The sequence below is a fragment of the Streptomyces sp. T028 genome, assembly GCF_048159505.1.
In the GTDB taxonomy this organism is placed as follows: Bacteria; Actinomycetota; Actinomycetes; order Streptomycetales; family Streptomycetaceae; genus Streptomyces.
The window spans coordinates 70,942-90,292 of record NZ_JBLRVZ010000052.1; the positions used below are offsets into that span (position 1 = coordinate 70,942).

The 19,351-nt window shown below is 72.2% G+C and carries 14 protein-coding genes and 1 pseudogene; 5 read left to right on the forward strand and 10 right to left on the reverse strand.

From position 1 onward, the window contains the following. Positions 1–166: 166 nt before the first annotated feature. The gene (locus ACLZN2_RS40980; protein WP_416984775.1) at positions 167–2,188 is read right to left on the reverse strand and encodes a protein kinase domain-containing protein; all 2,022 of its coding nucleotides are present in this window, start codon (positions 2,186–2,188) and stop codon (positions 167–169) included. Between the two features lie 275 nt (positions 2,189–2,463). On the opposite strand from ACLZN2_RS40980, the gene ACLZN2_RS40985 reads away from it, so the two are divergent. The 4 genes and pseudogenes from ACLZN2_RS40985 to gndA all read left to right on the forward strand — a co-directional run bounded on the left by ACLZN2_RS40985 (position 2,464) and on the right by gndA (position 6,644). Next, positions 2,464–4,125, forward strand: coding sequence for a cellulase family glycosylhydrolase (locus ACLZN2_RS40985; RefSeq protein WP_416984888.1), 1,662 nt, complete (start codon positions 2,464–2,466; stop codon positions 4,123–4,125). A 123-nt stretch (positions 4,126–4,248) separates the two neighbouring features. Beyond that, positions 4,249–4,503 (forward strand): annotated as a pseudogene (locus ACLZN2_RS40990) (LLM class flavin-dependent oxidoreductase); the annotation flags it as partial. A 49-nt stretch (positions 4,504–4,552) separates the two neighbouring features. Then, positions 4,553–5,059 carry a MarR family winged helix-turn-helix transcriptional regulator gene (locus tag ACLZN2_RS40995; RefSeq protein WP_416984776.1) on the forward strand — a complete coding sequence of 169 codons (507 nt, stop codon included), beginning with the start codon at positions 4,553–4,555 and terminating at the stop codon, positions 5,057–5,059. A 145-nt stretch (positions 5,060–5,204) separates the two neighbouring features. Beyond that, a complete protein-coding gene (gndA, locus tag ACLZN2_RS41000) occupies positions 5,205–6,644 on the forward strand; it encodes an NADP-dependent phosphogluconate dehydrogenase (protein WP_416984777.1) in 1,440 nt (479 codons plus the stop codon). Positions 6,645–6,711: 67 nt separating this feature from the next. Here gndA and ACLZN2_RS41005 read toward each other — a convergent pair whose 3' ends face one another. The 4 genes from ACLZN2_RS41005 to ACLZN2_RS41020 all read right to left on the reverse strand — a co-directional run bounded on the left by ACLZN2_RS41005 (position 6,712) and on the right by ACLZN2_RS41020 (position 11,427). Beyond that, positions 6,712–7,827, reverse strand: a complete 1,116-nt coding sequence (locus tag ACLZN2_RS41005) for a LacI family DNA-binding transcriptional regulator (protein WP_416984778.1) — start codon at positions 7,825–7,827, stop codon at positions 6,712–6,714. Positions 7,828–7,914: 87 nt separating this feature from the next. Next, positions 7,915–9,360, reverse strand: a complete 1,446-nt coding sequence (locus ACLZN2_RS41010; protein WP_416984780.1) for a glyceraldehyde-3-phosphate dehydrogenase — start codon at positions 9,358–9,360, stop codon at positions 7,915–7,917. Positions 9,361–9,554: 194 nt separating this feature from the next. Next, positions 9,555–10,997, reverse strand: coding sequence for an MFS transporter (locus ACLZN2_RS41015; protein WP_416984781.1), 1,443 nt, complete (start codon positions 10,995–10,997; stop codon positions 9,555–9,557). 28 nt (positions 10,998–11,025) lie between these two features. After that, a complete protein-coding gene (locus ACLZN2_RS41020; RefSeq protein ID WP_416984782.1) occupies positions 11,026–11,427 on the reverse strand; it encodes a DUF3291 domain-containing protein in 402 nt (133 codons plus the stop codon). A 117-nt stretch (positions 11,428–11,544) separates the two neighbouring features. On the opposite strand from ACLZN2_RS41020, the gene ACLZN2_RS41025 reads away from it, so the two are divergent. Continuing rightward, positions 11,545–12,162: a MerR family transcriptional regulator gene (locus ACLZN2_RS41025; RefSeq protein WP_416984784.1), complete on the forward strand. Its 618-nt coding sequence runs from the start codon at positions 11,545–11,547 to the stop codon at positions 12,160–12,162. Between the two features lie 12 nt (positions 12,163–12,174). Here the strand turns inward: ACLZN2_RS41025 and ACLZN2_RS41030 are convergent, their stop codons facing one another. Genes ACLZN2_RS41030 through ACLZN2_RS41050 form a run of 5 tightly spaced genes read right to left on the reverse strand, consistent with a single transcriptional unit; the run spans position 12,175 to position 19,339 of the window. Beyond that, complete coding sequence (locus ACLZN2_RS41030; RefSeq protein WP_416984786.1) at positions 12,175–13,479, reverse strand: NAD(P)/FAD-dependent oxidoreductase; 1,305 nt, start codon at positions 13,477–13,479, stop codon at positions 12,175–12,177. Between the two features lie 58 nt (positions 13,480–13,537). Beyond that, positions 13,538–14,203, reverse strand: a complete 666-nt coding sequence (locus tag ACLZN2_RS41035; RefSeq protein ID WP_416984788.1) for a 4'-phosphopantetheinyl transferase family protein — start codon at positions 14,201–14,203, stop codon at positions 13,538–13,540. 20 nt (positions 14,204–14,223) lie between these two features. Beyond that, a complete protein-coding gene (locus ACLZN2_RS41040) occupies positions 14,224–16,026 on the reverse strand; it encodes an acyl-CoA dehydrogenase family protein (RefSeq protein ID WP_416984789.1) in 1,803 nt (600 codons plus the stop codon). Beyond that, the gene (locus ACLZN2_RS41045) at positions 16,026–17,723 is read right to left on the reverse strand and encodes an acyl-CoA dehydrogenase family protein (protein WP_416984791.1); all 1,698 of its coding nucleotides are present in this window, start codon (positions 17,721–17,723) and stop codon (positions 16,026–16,028) included. The genes ACLZN2_RS41040 and ACLZN2_RS41045 overlap by 1 nt, the downstream gene beginning before the upstream one ends. Beyond that, on the reverse strand, positions 17,720–19,339 hold the full coding sequence (locus ACLZN2_RS41050; RefSeq protein ID WP_416984793.1) for a PfaD family polyunsaturated fatty acid/polyketide biosynthesis protein: 1,620 nt from the start codon (positions 19,337–19,339) through the stop codon (positions 17,720–17,722). The genes ACLZN2_RS41045 and ACLZN2_RS41050 overlap by 4 nt, the downstream gene beginning before the upstream one ends. Positions 19,340–19,351 lie beyond the last annotated feature (12 nt).

Below are 19,351 nucleotides of genomic sequence, written 5' to 3' on the forward strand. Positions count from 1 at the left end.
CTGCCTCCTCGGCCTTCCCGGGGCCGAAAGTCCGCTACGGCGGGAGCTGAGGCGTACGCAGAGCGTGCCGGTCGCGCCGCGGGCGCGAACTCCGACGGGTGTAGGGGAATGGTGGCGATTTCCCTATAATCATCACCTGTTGGGGTACGTCACGCCAATCGGGGCCTCAGTCGCTGCCGCGCAGCGCGACCCAGGTGTCGTGGGCCACGACACCGTCGGCCGACAGGTCCTTGTCGCCCTGGAAGGCGCGCACAGCGTCGGTCGTCTCGGGGCCGAACTCACCGGTCACCCCGCTGCTTCCCACGCTGTACCCGCGTTTCATCAGCATGCACTGCACCTGCGACACCTTCTTGCCGCTGTCGCCCTCGCCGGTGCGGCCGTTGCCGTTGTAGTACGTGCAGTCGGTGTTCCACGGCTCGGCCGACGGGGTCGTGGGGTCCGTACTCGGAGCGGAGGAAGTGCCGGTACCGGCACCGGTGTCCGCGCCGGAGGAGGCGGGGGCGCCCGCGGCGCTGTCGGCGGTGGTTGAACCGGACACGTCCGGCCGCGTGGGGTCGAGGCCGCCGTCGACGTCGGCCCGTCCGGCCGCGGAGCCGGCCGCGGAGGCCCTGTCCGGTACCCCGGAGGTCCCCGGCAGAGCGACCTTCCCGGGCGCGGCGCCCGGCACGGCACCGGTCGCCGTCTCGACGTCCCGGGGAGGGGCGGCGGTTCCCGGACCGTCCGGCCGCGTGAGGACGAGCCCACCGGCGGCGACCGCGCACAGCGCGGCACCGGCCGCCACGACCATCACCCGCTGTCGGTGCGTCCAGCGCCGGGATCCCGGTGGCCCCTTCGGAGGTAAGACTTCTGACGTCGCCTCACGGGAGGCGGACGGGGCCTGCTGCCCGGACGCCGACGACTCCGCAGACGCCGGTACGCCGCCCTCGGGCTGCGCGGCGGCGAGTTCGGAGGAGGCGGGCGCGTCCACCGGAGCGGACGGAGCGGACGGAGAGGACGGAGCCGAGGGCGCGACCGGCGCGACAGGGGCGCCGGCCGGGACGGCAAGAGCGCCGACCGGGGCGTGCGGATCCATCGGTACGGCGCCGGCACCGGACGGGGCCATCGGCGCGGCGGCGACGCCAGGTGGAGCCGGGCGGCTCACCGGGGCCGGTGCGGGGGTGCGGGGAGCCGTGGGGCGGTGGACCGAGGGGAACAGGCGGACCGCTCGCTCGACGGGCAGCCGGTGCAGGGTCTGGTACGCCCCCTGACGGGCCAGCACCTCACCGTGCAGCGGCTCGGGCCAGCCGTCAGCGCCGGTGCGCGCCCCGGCGAGCTCGATCAGTTCCCCGGCGGTCGGGCGCAGGCCGGGCTCCTTGGCCAGACACCGGGCCAGCAGCGCGGCGAGGTCCGGGTCGGCCGACGCGACCACCGCGGTCACCTTCGGGTCGGGCTCCTCGAACGCCACCCGGTGCATCACGTCGACCCCGGTGCCGTCCCCGAACGGGGCGCGCCCGGCCGACGCGTACACCAGGGTTCCGGCCAGCGAGAACACGTCCGAGGCGGCGTCGCACTGGCCTGTCCTGAGGTACTCCGGCGACATGTACGCGGGGGTGCCCACCCGGTTCCCCGTGCCGGTGAGCGCGCTCGCGTCCGCGGCCTTGGAGATCCCGAAGTCGATCAGATGCGCGCCCTGGACGGACAGCAGCACGTTGGACGGCTTCAGATCCCGGTGCACGACCCCGGCGGCGGACAGGGCGGCCAGCGCCCGCCCCAGATCCCCGACCAGCCGCCACACGGTGGCCGCGGGCAGGGCGCCGGCCCCGCGTACCGCCTCCGTGAGATCGAGCCCGGGGATGTACTCAGTGGCCATCCACAGCAGTTCGCCCTCGAACCCCGTACCGCACAGGCGCGGCGCGTACGGCGGGCCCAGCCGGGAGTGCACCGCCGCCTCACGCTCGAAACGGCGCTGGAAACGAACGTCCTCGGCGTACTCCGGCCGGATCACCTTCACCGCGAACAGGCCCGGGCCGTCGTCGGCGGCCCGGGCCAGATAGACCCGTCCCATCCCGCCGCTGCCGAGCAGTGCCAGCGGCACATAGGGGCCGACACGGCCCGGATCCCCGACCCGCAGGGGTGAGGCGCCGGTCTGCCGCAGCGCGGCGGCCTCGGCAGCCGTGGCACTCGGTGGGGTCGGCCGCTGGTGAGTCACGAAACTCCCGAAGTGATGTTCGTCGTACGACAGTTCGTTCTAGTGGGGTGAAACGAGGCTAGCCCAGTCGCCGCCTGTGCTCAGCCTTTCAATCACTTCCGTGGCAGCGGCACCCCGCCGGTGCGGGGGGAGCGGACCCTGCGCAGTCCCTTGACGTGTACTTGGCGCGGTGGCTTTATGGGAGCGCTCCCACACTGTCGCACGCCCCCCGCCTTCTTGGCCTCACTCCTGGAGTCGCAGTGAGAACGACAAGAAGCACGACACGAAGCACGACAATCAGCCCCTCCGGAAGCCCGCAGGGGAAGCGCCCCCTCGCCACCCTGCTGACCAGGCTCGCCGTCCTCCTCGGTCTGCTCGCCCTCGGCGTCCTCGCGCCCGCCCCGGCCCAGGCCCGCCCCGACGACCTCGCCGCCACCGGCCTCCACATCGCCGACGGGCGGCTGCTCGAAGCCAACGGGAACGATTTCGTCATGCGTGGCGTCAACCACGCCCACACCTGGTACCCCGGCGAGCTCCAGTCGCTGGCCGACATCAAGGCGCTGGGCGCCAACACGGTCCGCGTGGTCCTCGCCGACGGTCACCGCTGGAGCGCGAACAGCGCCTCGGACGTGGCGAACGTCGTCGCCCAGTGCAAGGCCAACCGTCTCATCTGTGTCCTCGAGGTGCACGACACCACCGGCTACGGCGAGGACTCCGCGGCCGGCACCCTCGACCAGGCCGCCGACTACTGGATCGGTCTCAAGGACGTCCTGGCCGGCCAGGAGGACTACGTCGTCGTCAACATCGGCAACGAGCCCTGGGGCAACACGAATCCCGACGGCTGGACCGCCCCCACGATCGCCGCGATCCAGAAGCTGCGCGCCGCCGGTCTCCAGCACACGATCATGGTGGACGCGCCCAACTGGGGCCAGGACTGGCAGGGCGTCATGCGCGCCAACGCCCAGTCCGTGTACGCCGCCGACCCCACCGGCAACCTGATCTTCTCGATCCACATGTACAGCGTCTTCGACACCGCGGCGGAGATCACCGACTATCTCAACGCCTTCGTGGCCGCCGAACTGCCCATCCTGATCGGCGAGTTCGGCGGTCCGGCCGACCAGTGGGGCGACCCGGACGAGGACACCATGATGGCCACCGCCCGGCAGCTGAACCTGGGCTACCTCGCGTGGTCCTGGAGCGGCAACACCGACCCGATCCTCGACCTGGCGACCGACTTCGACCCCGCCCGGCTCAGCTCCTGGGGCCAGCGCGTCTTCAACGGCGCCAACGGCATCGCCCAGACCGCGAAGGAGGCCACCGTGTTCGGCGGCGGCACCCCGGGCGACACCCAGGCGCCGACCGCCCCCGGCACCCCCACGGCCTCCGCGGTGACGGCCACGTCCGCCGCCCTCACCTGGACGGCCGCGACCGACAACGTCGGCGTCGCCGGCTACGACGTCGTCCGCGTCAGCGGCGGCACCGAGTCCGCCGTCGCCGCCTCCACCACCAACGGCGTGACCGTGACCGGCCTCGGCGCGAGCACGTCGTACACCTTCGCGGTCTACGCCCGGGACGCGGCCGGCAACCGCTCGGCCCGCTCGGGCACGGTCGCCGTGACGACGAGCAGCGCACCCGCCACCCCCTGCTCGGTCCGCTACCGCGTCGTGGGCGAATGGCCCGGCGGGTTCCAGGGCGAGATCCTCCTGGGCAACCCCGGCACCGCCGCGATCAACGGCTGGAAGCTCGTGTTCGCCTTCGCCGACGGGCAGACGGTCAGCAACATGTGGGGTGGGACCCCGACCCAGAGCGGCGGCACGGTGACCGTCGCCCCCGCCTCGTACACCTCCACCATCCCCGCCGGCGGCTCGGTCACCGTCGGCTTCATCGGCGCCAAGGGCACCACCAACACCGCCCCGACCGCCTTCACCCTCAACGGCAGCACCTGCACGACCACCTGACGCGCCGTTCCCCCGGCCGGCCGACCGACCCGTCCCGTCGGTCGGCCGGACCTCCACAACCCACCCACCGGAAAAGGGTTTGCCCGCGGAGGGCTCACCCCCGTACGGTCGCGGCACTGCGCCGGGCCCGTCGGACCCGCGCCGCTCACACCGGGCGGCCCCGAAGTGCTGTTCGGCGGCTTCGCCGCGGCGGCCATCGAACGCGTGGGCCACTTCGGCGACGGCTTCCTCGGCGCCGCACTGCCCCCGAAACACCTCGGCGGTCTCTTCCAGATCAGCGTCGCCCTCGGCCCGCGGGACACCGTCGAGCGTGCCCGGCGCAACCTCCTCGACCACTACGCCTTCACCGGCCGCGCCGACTACACGGCGGATGGGCTGCCATGTATTTGATATTTCAAACAAAGGAGTTTCTGGGTAAAGTGTGACCATGTCCACGACGCCGCGCTGGCTCAACGCCGAAGAACGACGGGCCTGGCTGGCTTACGTCCGCTTCTCCACCCTGCTCGCCGACTACCTCAACCGGCAGCTGCGGCGCGACGCCGGCATGACGCACTCCGACTACAGCCTCCTGGCCTACCTCTCCATGGCCCCCGAGGGCGTCCTCGGGATGTCCGAACTGGCCCAGGAGCTGAAGATCACGCGCAGTCGGCTCACCCACGCGGTGAACCGGCTGCGCGAGGTCGGTCTCGTGGACCGCCGGGAGGACCCCGCCGACGGCCGGGGGCAGCTCGCCTTCCTCACCGAGCAGGGCAGGGCGCTGCTCGTGGAGGTCGCACCCGGCCATGTGGAGGCCGTCCGCCGTGCCGTGTTCGACGTGATCACCCCCGAACAGGTGCGGCAGCTCGCGGAGATCGGCGAGGCCATCAGCGACGCCCTGCACCGGGCCGAGAGCACCGAGTCCGACCCGGCGGTGCTGCCCTGGCGGCGCCGCTGAGCCAGGGCGCCCGCCCCAACCGAAACACACGTCCCAGCAGTTCGTTCGGCGCGGCGTCGAGAAGAACCGGCCCGGCGCGCGTACCTGGAGGTACGGGGCTGCCCGCCCCCTCCGCAACACGCCAACGATCCAAGGGACGTACCTCGTGAACGCAACCGCCGCCATCGGCGTCACCGGCCTCGGCGTGATGGGCCGCAACCTCGCGCGCAACTTCGCCCGCAACGGCCACACCGTCGCCGTCCACAACCGCACCGCCGGCCGTACCCGCGCGCTCGTCGAGGAGTTCGGCCACGAGGGCGCCTTCGTCCCCGCCGAGTCGGCCGAGGAGTTCGTGGCCGCGCTCGAACGTCCCCGCCGTCTGATGATCATGGTCCAGGCGGGTGCCGTCACCGACGCCGTCATCGACGAGTTCGCCCCGCTCCTGGAGCCCGGCGACATGATCATCGACGGGGGCAACGCCCACTTCGCCGACACGCGCCGCCGTGAGGCCGCGCTGCGCGAGAAGGGCATCCACTTCGTCGGCACCGGCGTCTCCGGAGGCGAGGAGGGCGCCCTGCTCGGGCCGTCGATCATGGTCGGCGGGTCCAGTGAGTCGTACGACGTCCTCGGCCCGATGTTCGAGTCCATCAGCGCGAAGATCGACGGCGAGCCCTGCGCCACCCATGTCGGCACCGACGGCGCGGGACACTTCGTCAAGATGGTCCACAACGGCATCGAGTACGCCGACATGCAGCTCATCGCCGAGGCGTACGACCTGCTGCGCCAGGTCGCCGGCTACACCCCCGCCGAGATCGCCGACGTCTTCCGCACCTGGAACGAGGGCCGCCTCGGCTCCTACCTGATCGAGATCACCGCCGAGGTCCTCGCCCACACCGACGCCACCACCGGCCTCGCGTTCGTCGACATCGTCACCGACGCCGCCGGCCAGAAGGGCACCGGCCGCTGGACCGTGCAGACCGCCCTGGACCTGGGCTCCCCGGTCACCGCCATCGCCCAGGCCACCTTCGCCCGCGCCGCCTCCAGCCAGCGCGAACTGCGCGCCGCCTACGCCGGGCTGCCCGGCGGCACCACCCCGCCGCTCAGCCGCACCGAGGCCGCCCGCTTCACCTCCCAGGTCGAGCACGCCCTGTACGCCTCCAAGGTCATCGCCTACGACCAGGGCTGGAAGATGATCCAGGACGCGGCCGCCGAGTACGGCTGGAAGATCGACCTGGGCGCGGTCGCCAAGATCTGGCGCGGCGGCTGCATCATCCGCGCCTCCTTCCTCGACCGTATCCGCGCCGCGTACGCCGCCGACTCCGAACTGGTCAGCCTCCTCGGTGAGATGGAGTTCGCCATGGAGATCACCGACGCGCAGGTGCCGTGGCGGGAGACGGTCGCCTCCGCCGCCCGCCGGGGCATCCCCGTCCCCGCCTTCTCCGCCGCGCTCGCCCACTACGACACCCTGCGCGCCGGCCGGCTCCCCGCCGCGCTCCTCCAGGGCCAGCGCGACTACTTCGGCGCCCACACCTACGGCCGTACCGACCGCCCCGGCGCCTTCCACACCCACTGGGCGCAGCCGGGCCGCCCGGAGACGCAGGCCTGACCGTCCCCACCCACGCGCGGGCCCGCGAGAGCGGGCCGCCGCGCGTGCTCGGGGGTGGCCGGTCCGGTCAGTGGCGGGGCGCCGCCGACTGCCGGATCACCAACTGGGTGCTCAGCACCACATGGTCGTCCCCGGAGACCCGCTCCTCCCGCTCCAGCGCCAGCCGCACGGCCGACCGGCCGAGGTCCTCGTACGGGACGCGGACGGTGGTCAGGGCGGGGGTGAGGTCCGCCGCGAAGGGCACGTCGTCGTAGCCGACCAGGGACACGTCGTCCGGGACGCCCAGCCCGGCCTCGCGCAGCGCCGCCAGCGTGCCGAGGGCCACCATGTCGGTGCCGGCGAAGACAGCCGTGAACTCCAGCCCCGCGCGCAGGGCGTCCCGGGTGCGCAGATAGCCGGAGGTGCGGGTGTACGGCCCGGGGACGTCCAGTGCCTCCTCGTACGGCACCCCGTGCGCGCGCAGCGCGTCGAGGTGACCGGCCCGGCGCTGCTGGGCGGTGGCGAACCGGGTCTCGCCGCCGAGGAACAGGACGCGCCGGTGTCCGGCGGCGAGCAGGTGGGTGGAGGCCTGGAAGGCGCCGCCGCGGTTGTCGTACTCGATCACCGTGGCCGGTACGTCGGCGGGCAGCGGAGGGCGGCCGACCAGGACCAGCCGGGACCCGGCCGAGGCCAGGCCCTGCGCATAGCCCGCCATCCGCTCGTGGTACGCGGCGTCGACCTCCGCGCCGCCGACGAGCACCACGGCGGCGGCGTGCTGTTCGCGCATCAGCTGCACGAGGTCGTTCTCGCGGGCCGGATCACCGTGCGTGGCGCAGACCAGGCTCAGCCGGCCCCGGACCGCCGCCTCCTGCTCCACGCCGGCCGCCACATGGGCGAGGGACGGGCCGGTGATGTCGTGGAGGACCAGCGCGACCGGGCCGGGAACCCCGCCCGAGAGCGCCTTGGCGTGCACGTTCACCACGTAGTGGAGCGCGTCGACCGCGGCCGTCACCCGGGCCCTGGTCTCCTCGGAGACCGGGTAGTTCCCGGCCAGCGTGCGGGACACGGTGGCCACCGACACGCCCGCCCTGGCGGCGACGTCGCGGATGGTGGCGGGCTTGTCCTGGCCGGCCGTGCCGCGCCGCCGCCTGCCGCCGCCCGCGGGCCGCCGGCCCGCGCTGTCTCCGGTGGTGTGATCCGTCACGGCTTGACGTTACTGCATCCGGTGTCCTCCAGAAGCCTGCGCGACGGTGAAGTTCCGCTCCGGAGGCCAGTAACGTTTTTCCGCTGGTCAGGCGCTCGTCGCCGGGTACGTCGGGTATTCCACCCCGGAGACGTGCTGGACGACGCGGACGACCTGGCAGGAGTAGCCGAACTCGTTGTCGTACCAGAGGTAGAGGATGGCGTTGTCGCCGTCGACCTTGGTGGCGCCGGCGTCGACGATCGAGGCGTGGCGCGAGCCGATGAAGTCCATGGAGACCGCGTCGGGGGCCGTGGTGAAGTCGATCTGGCGCCGGAGCGGCGAGGTCAGGGAGACCTCGCGGAGGTGGTCGAGAACCTCGTCGCGGGTCGTCTCGCGGCCGAGGCGCAGGCTGAGGATCGCGATCGACACGTCCGGCACCGGGACCCGGATCGAGCTGCCGGTGATCGGCGCCTTGAGGTCGGGCAGAGCCTTGGCGACGGCGGACGCGGCACCGGTCTCGGTGATCACCATGTTCAGCGGCGCCGAACGGCCACGACGGTCGGCCTTGTGGTAGTTGTCCAGCAGGTTCTGGTCGTTGGTGAACGAGTGGACGGTCTCCACGTGGCCGCGCAGCACGCCGTACTCGTCGTGCATCGCCTTCAGCGGCGGGACGATCGCGTTGGTGGTGCACGAGGCGCAGGACAGGATCTGCTCGTCCGGCTTGACGGTGTCGTGGTTGACGCCGTGCACGATGTTCGGGACGTCGCCCTTGCCGGGCGCGGTCAGGACGACCTTGTCGATGCCGGGCCGCAGGTGCTGGGAGAGGCCCTCGCGGTCGCGCCACTTGCCCGTGTTGTCGATGAGGATGGCGTCGTTGATGCCGTACGCCGTGTAGTCGACCTCGGCCGGGCTGTCGGCGTAGATCACCTTGATCTCGTTGCCGTTGGCGACGATCGTGCCGTTCGCCTCGTCGACCGTGATCGTGCCCTGGAACTGGCCGTGGACGGAGTCGCGGCGCAGCAGCGAGGCACGCTTGACCAGGTCCTGATCGCCGCCTCCGCGGACGACGATGGCGCGCAGCCGCAGACCGTTGCCGGAACCGGTCTTCTCGATGAGCAGACGGGCGACGAGCCGGCCGATGCGGCCGAAGCCGTAGAGGACGACATCGCGGGGCTCGCGGCGGTCGATCTTGTTGGCGCCGGTGGCGCCGGCGACCGCCTCGGCGGTGAAGTCCAGGACCGACAGCCCGCGGTCGTCGGCGCGGTGGGTCTCGGCGAGCATGCCGATGTCGATCTGGGACGGGCCGAGGTCGAGCGTGGTGAGCGCCTCGAGGAACGGCAGGGTCTCGGTGACCGAGAGCTCCTCGCCCGCGATCTGGCGGGCGAACCGGTGGGTCTTGAGGATGCTGACCACCGACTTGTTCACCAGGGAGCGGCTGTGCAGCAGGATCGTCACGTCCCGCTCGCGGTGCAGCTTCCCGATCATCGGGATCATCGACTCCGCGATCTCCTCGCGGTTCTTCCAGTTGGTGAACGAAGCGTCGTTGAGCGTCACGGGCCTATCTTTCGAGCTAGGTGGCGCTCAGATGCTAACCCGATGCCCTTCTGATCATTCAAGCGGGGTTCTGCTCAGGTGTGCAGGACGTGCAGGGCGGCGGCCGGGGCGGACACCTCGGCGGGGGAATGTGGAGGTGTCCGCCCCGACCACCGGTCGGGGGAGAAGGGGCCGGCCGGGCCTCTTCGGAGGGGTCAGGCTTCTTCGAAGTCCCGCGGTCGGCGCGGGATCCCCAGGGCGCACAGCGCTCCGGCGAACACCACGGCCACACCGACCCACACCGCGGGGTGCAGACCGTCGACGAACTGCTGCGGACCGTCGGTGCTGCCGTGTGCCACGAACACCGTGCTCAGGATGGCGATGCCGAGCGCGCCGCCGATCTCGCGGACGGTGGTGTTGGCGCCGGACGCCTTGCCCGCGTGTTCCTTGGCGACCGAGCCGAGCACGACCGCCGCCGTCGGCGCGAACACGAAGCCCATGCCGATACCGGCCACGACCATCGGTCCGACCAGGGATGTGTACTCCGTGTCGACGTCGGCGACCAGGTTGATCCAGCCCAGGCCGACGCCCTGGAGGAAGAGACCGAGGGCCATCAGCCGGCCGCCGCCGACCTTGTCGGTGAGCAGTCCGGCGACGGGGGCCACGAACATCGGCATCAGTGTCCAGGCGAGCGTGCGCACACCGGCCTCCAGCGGGGTGCGCGGCGGCACGATCTGGAGGTACTGGGCGAGCAGGAACAGCGAGCCGAAGACACCGAAGTACATGGTCGCGGAGACGACGTTGGTGAGGGTGAAGGCCCGTACGCGGTAGAAGGACAGCGGCAGCATCGGATCGTCGGTCCGGGCCTCCCAGGCGACGAACGCGGCCAGCAGCACCGCGCCCCCGGCGAACGCGCCGAGCACCTTGCCGGAGGTCCAGCCGTCGGGCTCGCCGTGCACGATCGCCCACACCACGGCGCACAGTCCGGCCGCCGCCAGCACCATGCCGACCAGGTCGAGGCGGACGCCGGGCAGCGAGCTCTCCCTCAGCGCGAACAGCACCAGCGGGATCGCGATCACACAGACCGGCACGTTGATCCAGAAGATCCACCGCCAGTCCAGACCGTCCACGACCGCGCCGCCGACGACCGGGCCCATCGCCACGGCGAGCCCGCTCACCCCGGACCACACGCCGAGCGCCATCCCGCGCAGCCGCTCCGGCACCGCCTGCGACAGCAGGGTCAGCGACAGCGGCATGACGGCGGCGGCACCCACGCCCTGGATCGCGCGGAAGGTGATCAGCTGGGTGCTGGTGTCCGACAGGCCGCAGCCGATGGAGGCCAGCGTGAACAGGGCGATTCCGGCGACGAACACCCTCCGGCGGCCGAAGCGGTCACCGAGCGCGGCGCCGGTCATCAGCAGACAGGCGAAGCTCAGCACGTAGGCGTTGACGAACCACTGGAGTTCCTGGGTGTTCGCCTCCAAGTCCACGGCCAGGGTGTGCAGGGCTGTGGAGACGACGAGGTTGTCCAGCGCGACCATGAACATGGGCACGCTCGCCGCGACGATCGCGAGCCAGAGGGGTGTCCGGCGGCCCTCGGCCGCCGGGGCGGAGGCGGCCGGGTCGTCGAGGACCGGGCTCTCTTCGGACAGCGTCATGGTGGGGCTCTCTCCTGGGTGAGGGGTTTCAGGCACCGGTGCGCTCCTGCTCGGCGAGGCGGCGCCGGGCGTCCGTCCAGTCGATGGGCAGGCCGGCCGCGGGGACCTGCCAGAACGTGAAGACCGAGTCCTTCATCGTGGACCGCAGCCCGTTCATGATCGACTTATGCGGCTCGGTCTTCGCGTACGTGTAGAGCGCGTCCCTGTCCTCCCAGGCCGACAGCGTCCAGAAGGTGCGCTTGAGGGGCTCGGCGATCAGGGACGCGCCGTACGCCCCGGGCGCGCTCGAGACCTGCTTCCACGCGGCCAGCGACCTCAGGAAGAAGCGCGGCACGTCGCCGAGCGAGCGGACCTCCAGCCGGGACGCCATCACGTACGCCTCGGTGTCGGGTGCGGGGGTGCTGACTGTGGTCCAGCGCAGGGTGGGCATGGCTGCGGCCTTCTCTCCGGCGGCACGAAGGAATATTAGATACCTCTACTATCTATGTTAGACAGTAGAGGTATCCAGTTTTCAAGTGTGGAGCCGAACGAATCGGAGCCGAACCGTATGCGCATCTCCGAACTGAGCCGCCGCAGTGGGGTCTCCGTGACGACGATCAAGTACTACCTGCGCGAGGGACTGCTGCCGCCCGGCCGCCAGACGGCCGCCACCCAGGCCGAGTACGACGACCAGCACCTGCGCCGGCTCCGCCTCATCCGCGCCCTGACCGGCGTACGCGGACTGTCGGTCAGTACCACCCGTGAAGTCCTGGACGCCCTCGCGGAGTTCACGGGGGACACCCACCGCCTGCTGGGCCTCGCTCTGGGCTCCATTCGGGTGGGCGAGGCGCCCTCCGACGACGCCTCGGAGGCGGCCGAGGTCGAGGCGCTGGTCAAGGAGCTGGACTGGAACGTGCACGCTTCGGCGCCCGCCCGGACCACCCTCGCCGAGACCCTCGCCTCCCTGCGTGCCCTCGGCGTCCCGCTCGACTGGCGGACCCTCCTGCCGTACGCCCGTCTCGCCGAACGCACCGCGGTCCTCGACCTCGACCAACTCGACGGCCTGGACGACCCGTTGGAGACCGCCGAACGCGCCCTGCTGCTGACCGTCCTCCTGGAACCCGCCCTGATGGCCCTCAGGCGCATGGCCCAGGAGAACGAGTCGGCCCGCCGGCACACCTCCTGACGCCGACACGTCCTAACCGTCGAGCTCCTTCATCAGTTGGGCCGCCGCTTCAGCCCCGGAGGAGAACGCCGCCTCGTGGGAGCCGATCAGGTCCGGGCCCAGCTGCTTGGAGTGGAAGTAGGAGCCGGCCAGCTTCACCCGGGTCCCCTCGTTGGCGCCGTAGATCACGGACTGCCGTTCGCGCAGCGCCATGTCGATGACGGGGTGCGTGTAGTCGAACTCGGCGATGACCGTGGCGGGGTCGACCGGACCGGGCGGGTCGAGGGTGACGAAGTAGTCCTGCCCGGCGGTGAGGTCCTGCAGCTTGTTCAGGTAGTACGTGATGAAGCAGCGGGTCTCCCCGTGCACCTTCACCTTGCCGTAGTTCCAGGCCAGCCAGCCCTCCCGGTCGGTCGGCATCAGGGACGGGTCGGTGTGCAGCACCACCTTGGAGCTGCTGTAGCGGACCCCCTCCACGGCCGCCCGCTGGGCGTCGGTCGGGTTCTCCAGCAGGGCGAACGCCTCGTCGGCGTGCGTGGCGAGGACCGCGTAGTCGAACCGCTCGGTGCCCGACGCGGTGGTCACGAGGACCCCGTCCGCCTCCTGCCGGACGGCCGTGGCCGGCGCGGAGACCCGCAGGTCGGGACCGGTCGCGGCGAGCGCCTTGCGGACGTACGAGATCGAACCGCCGCCCACCGTCCGCCAGTCCACCCGCCGGCCCCCGAGACCGCCCTCGTCATGGCCGACGAAGAACGCGATCACCGTGGCCGCCGGCATCTCCCAGACCAGCTCCGCCGGCACCGACCAGACGGCCGAGCACAGCATGATCAGGTACGAGTGACGGAACTCCTCGCTGTAGCCGCCCTGGTCGAGGTACGCGCCCAGGGACATGTCCGCCCGGCCGCGCACGAAGTCCCGCCGGCTCTCCTCGTGGAAGCGGCGTACCTCCCGCCAGACGTGCGGGAACTCGGGATACCGCTCGGCATAGCGCTCCTCGATCGCGGCCTCGTCCAGTTCCAGCTCCTCCGTGCCGAACTCCAGGCCGCTGTCCTGGTCGAAGAAGGTGAAGCCGCCCGGGTGTGCGACGGTCTCGACGCCGAGCTCGTCGAAGAAGCCGCACAGGCGCGGGTAGAAGCGACGGTTGAAGACGATGAACGCCGTGTCCAGACCGATGACCCGGCCGTTCTCCTCGACCTCCACCGAGTTGGCGTGCCCGCCGGGGCGGTTCTCACGCTCGAACACGGTGATCCGGGCGCGGTCACGCAGATGGTAGGCGGCGGAGATACCGGAGGGGCCGGAGCCGATCACGGCGATGTTCAGGGGGGTGTCCTGGGACATGGGGGTCCTTGTCTGTAGGGGGATCAGACCTGCAGGGGGATCAGGTCTGCAGGGGGGATCAGGTGGATGGTGCTCGGGTGGTGCGCAGGGGGCCGCCGCCCTCGGTCGCGACGGCCACGAGGTGGTGCGGGGAGGGACGCAGCAGGGTGAGCCGCCAGCGGGGTGTCACGGCCGGGCGGCGGTGGTCGGTGACGGTGAACCGTCCGCCGCCCTGACGCCGGAAGGCGAGACCGTCGAGGCCCTCCGTCAGACCGACGCCGAGCCCTTTGAGGTAGGCCTCCGCCAGCACCCACCGCTCGCTCACGGCGGTGCTGGACGCGCCGTCGAGGAAGGCGCCGAGCCGCCGCGTCTTCTCGTCGTCGAAGGGCACGCGCTCCACGTCGACACCGCAGCCGCGTCCCCGGGTCACCACACAGACGATCAGGCCGTCGGTGTGCGACAGGTTGAAGCGCAGCCCGCCGTGGTCCACGGCGAGTTCGGGACGCCCACGCCGGGTGGCGACGAACCGCCAGGTGGTGGGCGGCAGCCCGGTGCGGGCGCTGAGCGCCAGCCGGCTGAGCAGCCGTGCGCCGAGGTAGCGGTCCCGGGACCCGGAGCGCACCAGCCGGTGGTGGCGGGCGCGCTCGTCCGGGGTGAGCAGGTCCAGGCCGCCCATGCCCACCGCCAGCTCCTGCACCCGGTCTTCGGGCAGGGTCCACAGGTCCACCGCCCGCGGATCGTCCACGTCGTGCTCCTCGGTCGCGTTCAGTGGCGGGCGGCGGCCCGGTCGACGGTGCGGGGCGCGAGCGGGAACTGCCAGTACGAGAACAGCCGGTCGTCCTGGTGGAGATGGCGCAGGACCCGCATCACCTCGTCGATGTCGCCCTGGGCGGTGACCGCCTCGTGCGGGCGCAGCTGCCTGCGCAACCGTTCGAGCTGGAGCAGCAGCACCGCACCGCTGGGCAGCGGCTCCTCCAGGGCCCCGTGCGAGTGGACGAAGGTCAGCACACACGCGGCGGCGGCGTGCACCAGGCAGTACTCCTTGGCCAGGTCGAACAGTTCGGCGCACTGGGCGAACTCCCGGCCCAGCCGGGCGCGCAGCTCCTCGCAGCGCGTGGCGAGCGAGGCGGTGTGGTCGAGGAGTTCCGTGGCCACGTCGGCGGCGCGCAGCAGCCGGGAGCGCTCGTCGTCCTCCTTGCACTCCTGCGCGAGGCCGCGCAGCCGGGCGATCCCGTCGGGCGCCGCGAGGACCGTGTCGTCCCGGCCCCGGCTGGACAGCTCCTGCCGCCAGGGCTCGTACGTCGGCATGGACCGGGTGATGCCGTACAGCACGGCGGCCCGTTCCCGCGCGGTGTCGCGCAGACCGTCGTCGGCCGGCGCGGTCGTCGCCGTCGTGAGCAGGGCCTGGAGCTGCTGGCCGAGGTTGCGCAGGTTCACCACGGTGTTGCCGTCGGCGAAGTTGGCCACCAGCAGATCGCGCAGCAGCTTCTGGAACACGCCGTAGTGCGGGTGCCCGCGCAGGAAGAAGCGGGCGCCCAGCACGACCGACAGCTGGGACATGCCGCGTTCCATCAGTGTCGGCACGAAGTACTTGGCCACCGACGACCCGATGCTGACCTGCTCGGGCGTCACCTGCAAGGCGCGCACCGCACCGAGGCTGACCGCGTCGGCGACCATCAGATCGGCGAAGACCTCGGTGATCTGGCGCCGGCTGTAGGGGATGTCGCTCACCGGCTGCCCGAAGAGGATCCGGCCCTCGGTGAAGTCCAGGGTCAGCCGCAGCCCCGTGTCCACGGCGGACATGGCCATACAGCTGATCTGGGCGCGGGCGATCTGCGTGGACTTCAGGGCGATCTCCAGCCCCTGCCCCTCGGCACCGATCCGGGCCGACTCGGGCACGAACAGCTTCTCCACCCGCAGCCCGCTGATGTCCATCCCGCGCAGCCCGTGCAGCCGTTCGCGCGGCAGCTCCTCCACCGTCCCGACCGGCGCGGTCCGCTTGTCGAGGACGAACAGCGAGAACGCGGCAGGGCCACCGCGCTCACCGGTGCGGACGATGGCGGTCATCCCGTCGGACCAGGTGGCGTTGCCGATCAGCCACTTCTCGCCGGTCACCAGATAGCCGCCGTCGACCTTCTCGGCGGTCATGGCGTTGGCGAGCAGATCACTGCCGTACGCGCGCTCCGACAGCCCCCAGGACAGCCGGTAGCCGTGCAGGATGTCGTGGACCGTCCGCCGCTTCTGCTCGTCGGTGCCGGCCACCCACAGCGGCATGAACCCGAGGTTGGTGATGATCAGCGCGGTGGCGGTGGTGGGATCGCGGCGGGCGACCAGGCGCAGCAGGTTGAACTCCGCCTCGACGTCCCCGGCCCGGCCGCCCTGCTCACCGGGCAGCGCGTACTCGGGGACGCCCCAGGCGCGCAGGTCGCCCACGAAGTCGTACGGGTACGTCTCGCGCTCGTCGTACTCCAGGACCGTGCGGTACGACATCCGGCTGCCGGGATCGTGCGGGTCGCCGAGGTGCTCCTCGAGCCGCACCGCCAGCTCGGTCAGATCGGCCTTGGGCATCAGCGCTCTCCTCGGGACTCGTCCGCCAACCGCACCGGGTCGGCGGTGAACAGCAGCCCGCGCTCACTCAGCGCGGACACGGCCTCGACGGCGGGCAGCAGGTCGGGCCCGTGGGGCCGGGGGTCGACGCCGTCGGCGCGGGCCAGCAGATAGGCGAGGGCCGCCCGCAGCCAGCCGGACGCGCCCGCCTCGCCGCCGTACAGCGGCCGGTGCCGGTTCGCCGCCCACAGGTGGACGCAGGCGCCGGCCGCGTGCAGCCAGGCATAGCGCTCGGCGAGGTCCACCAGGGCGTTCGGGTCGGCGCCGGGCCGGCGCACGGTGGCGGCCTCGGGGCCGAGCTCGGCGACGGCGTCGGCCAGCCCGCGGACGAGTGCGGCCGTGCGCGGGTCGGCGAGCTGCCCGCAGACCGTGTCGGCCGTCTCGGGCAGTCCGGCCAGGACGGGGTCCGCGCCCCGCACGACCAGGTCCAGCCGGGTGGGCTCGTACGGCGGCAACTCGGCGTCCAGCGTGAAGATCCGCCGCAGAGCGTCCCGATCCGGCACCTCGTCGCGGGTGACCAGGGTGGGGATCTGGGCCGCGTAGGCGCGCAGGTTGGCCAGCGGGCTGGCGTCGATGACCCGGACGACCGCCGTGTCCCGCTGGAGCTTCTGGAACAGCCCCGCCCCCGGCGCCTGTTCGCGCATCACCGACCGGGTGGCGAGCACGCTCGCGCAGCGCCGCACCAACTCGTCGCCCGCCTCCGCCACCACGTGCTTCGCGGCGAGCGCCCAGACGCTGAACACCTCGGGCACCACATGCACACCCCGGGCGGCGGCCAGCGCCACCGCGTCCGCCGCCAGCAGCGCCGCCGAGGCGACCGCCAGCTCACGACGGGTGTACGGCGTCCCGGCCAGCAGCGCACCGGAGACACGGCGTTCGGCGGCGAAGCCGAGGGTGAGACGCAGCGCGCTGTCCGCGCAGCCGAGACTGCCCGCCATGCTCATCAGACGGACCGCCTGCTGGGCGAGGATCGCCACCTCAAGACCCTCACCGACCTTGCCGACCAGCGCGTCCTCAGGCACTTTGAGCCCGGTGAAGCGCAGCCGGGCAAGGTCCACGCCGCGCATGCCGCCCGTGCGCGGCGCGGGCTCGCGGACCAGCCCCTCCGCGTCGGGGTCGAGCAGGTACGCGGAGAACGCGCCCGGCCCGCGCCTGCCGGTGCGGGCCACCACATAGACGGCCTCGCAACGCAGACCGTTGCCGACCATCCACTTCTCGCCGCGCAGCCGTCCGTCCTCGTCGAGGCGCACCTCGCCCGCCAGCAGGTCGCTGCCGTGGTCGGCCTCGGTGAGGGCGAACGCCACCGCGCCGCCGCGGGTCAGGATCTCCGCGACCCGCCGGCGCTGCTTTTCGCTGCCGTGCAGCTGGAGGCAGGTGGCGGCGATGATGCTGAACATCGTGCCCGGCATGACATTGACGTCCCGGCGGGCCGCGGCCCGTACCAGGGTCATGCTGCGGTCGAAGGAGTCGAGCGCACCGCCCCACTCCCCGGGCAGGTAGTTGAGGTGGAAGCCCGCCGAGACGAGGGCGCGGCACAGCTCGTCGGGGTGGGCGTCGGCCTCGTCCCGGGCGACGGCGGCCGCGAAACCGTACGGGTTGTCCGGATCCTCGGGGTTCCCGAGCAGCTCCTCCACGCCCTCGGGGGTCAGCGCGCTCATCCGGCGGCCTCCAGGAGGGAGGGCAGCTCCAGCGGCACCGGGCGGTAGTCCGCCGCGGACGCCGGGATCGTGACGCCCGCCGTGGCCAGCTGGGCGATCCGGGTGTGGAAGGCCGCGCCGCGCATCAGATGGTGCGCCACCTCGGCCACCGTCCGGTTCTCGGGCGTCTTGAGGTAACTGCCGGACACCCAGGCGTTGAAGCTGCCCATCGCCGGGCCGCACCAGATCTGGTAGTCGGCGGTCCGGTCGGCCTCCCCGGTCACCGCCCAGCGCGAGGCCATGCCCAGGTACCAGCGGAACACCAGCGCCATCCGCCGCTTGGCGTTGCCGGCGGCCCGGTTCAGCTGGTCCGGATCACGACGGCCGAAGTACTCGACGCACTCCTGCCAGACGTCGTCCAACGGGCGCTTGAAGACCTGCGACTCCAGCCGCGCGCGCTCCTCGGCGGGCAGCGCCTCGATGCCGTCGTACGCCTGGTACAGCCGGTACAGCTGCTGGGCCCGCATCGCGAACATCGAACCCCGGCGCAGCACTTGCAGCTCCACGCCCATCTCGAACATGTCGGCCGCCGGAGCCATCACACAGTCCGTCACGTCCGCCTGCGCCAGCAGCCGACGTGCGGCGGGGGAGGTGCCGGACTCCAGACAGGACTGGTTGACCGAACCGGTCACCACATACGCGGCACCCATCGCGAAGGCCGCGGCGACCGCCGTGGGCGTGCCGAGGCCGCCGGCCGCGCCGACCCGGATCGGGGTGGCGTAGCGGTGCTCGTGCTGGATCTGGTCGCGCAGCCTGAGGATCACCGGGAACAGCGCCGGCAGCGGGCGCCGGTCGGTGTGCCCGCCGGAGTCCGCCTCCACCGTGATGTCGTCGGCGAGCGGCAGATGGTGGGCGAGCTGCGCCTGCTCGTGGGTGATCAGGCCGTCCCGCAGCAGCGCGTCGACCATGGCGGCCGGGGCCGGACGCATGAACCGCTCGGCGGTCTCGGAGCGGGAGATCTTGGCGATGACCTTGTGGTCGGCCACGATCCGGCCCGAGGTGTCCCGCCGGAGCCCGGCCAGCCGGTAGTGGACCAGATGCGGGGTCAGCCCGAGGAAGGCGGAGGCCTCCACGCACCGCACCCCGTGCCGCAGGAACAGTTCCACGGCCTCCCGCTCCAGCCGTTCCTCGCTGGGGCTGTGGATCAGGTTGACCGCGTACGGCAGCCCGGGGATCTCGGCGGCGAACCGGGCCAGTGCCTTCTCGATGGTCCGCGGCAGCAGGCCGGCCGCGCCGAAGGAGGCGAGGAAGCCGTTCCGGGCCAGGGCGGTCACCAGGTCGGCGGAGGCGATCCCGCCGGCCATCGCGCCCGCCATGTAGGACTGCCGCACTCCGTGCGCGGCGCGGAAGCCGGCCGAGCCCAGCCGCTGCGGGGGCAGGGCGGGCGCGGCGGCCAGGACGCCCGGCCCGTCCCCGCCCGCGGCAGCCGAGCCTCCGGCGGCCGCGCCGATGCCCTGCGCGGTGGACACGATGAAGCAGGGCTGCTCCACCTGCGCGAGAACCTGGTGGATCCCCGCCGGATCGACGCTCGGGTACCCGCTTCCGTACCAGCGGAGCGGAGCCTGTGTCGTGCTCATGGGTAGCAAATC

Excerpts from the sequence above, each read along its gene's own strand:
- ACLZN2_RS40995 (WP_416984776.1), top strand. The coding sequence starts at position 4,553 with ATGTCCACGACGCCGCGCTGGCTCAACGCCGAAGAACGACGGGCCTGG.
- ACLZN2_RS41045 (WP_416984791.1), bottom strand. The coding sequence starts at position 17,723 with ATGAGCGCGCTGACCCCCGAGGGCGTGGAGGAGCTGCTCGGGAACCCC.
- ACLZN2_RS41040 (WP_416984789.1), bottom strand. The coding sequence starts at position 16,026 with ATGCCCAAGGCCGATCTGACCGAGCTGGCGGTGCGGCTCGAGGAGCAC.
- ACLZN2_RS41015 (WP_416984781.1), bottom strand. The coding sequence starts at position 10,997 with ATGACGCTGTCCGAAGAGAGCCCGGTCCTCGACGACCCGGCCGCCTCC.
- ACLZN2_RS41020 (WP_416984782.1), bottom strand. The coding sequence starts at position 11,427 with ATGCCCACCCTGCGCTGGACCACAGTCAGCACCCCCGCACCCGACACC.
- ACLZN2_RS41050 (WP_416984793.1), bottom strand. The coding sequence starts at position 19,339 with ATGAGCACGACACAGGCTCCGCTCCGCTGGTACGGAAGCGGGTACCCG.
- ACLZN2_RS41030 (WP_416984786.1), bottom strand. The coding sequence starts at position 13,479 with ATGTCCCAGGACACCCCCCTGAACATCGCCGTGATCGGCTCCGGCCCC.
- ACLZN2_RS41025 (WP_416984784.1), top strand. The coding sequence starts at position 11,545 with ATGCGCATCTCCGAACTGAGCCGCCGCAGTGGGGTCTCCGTGACGACG.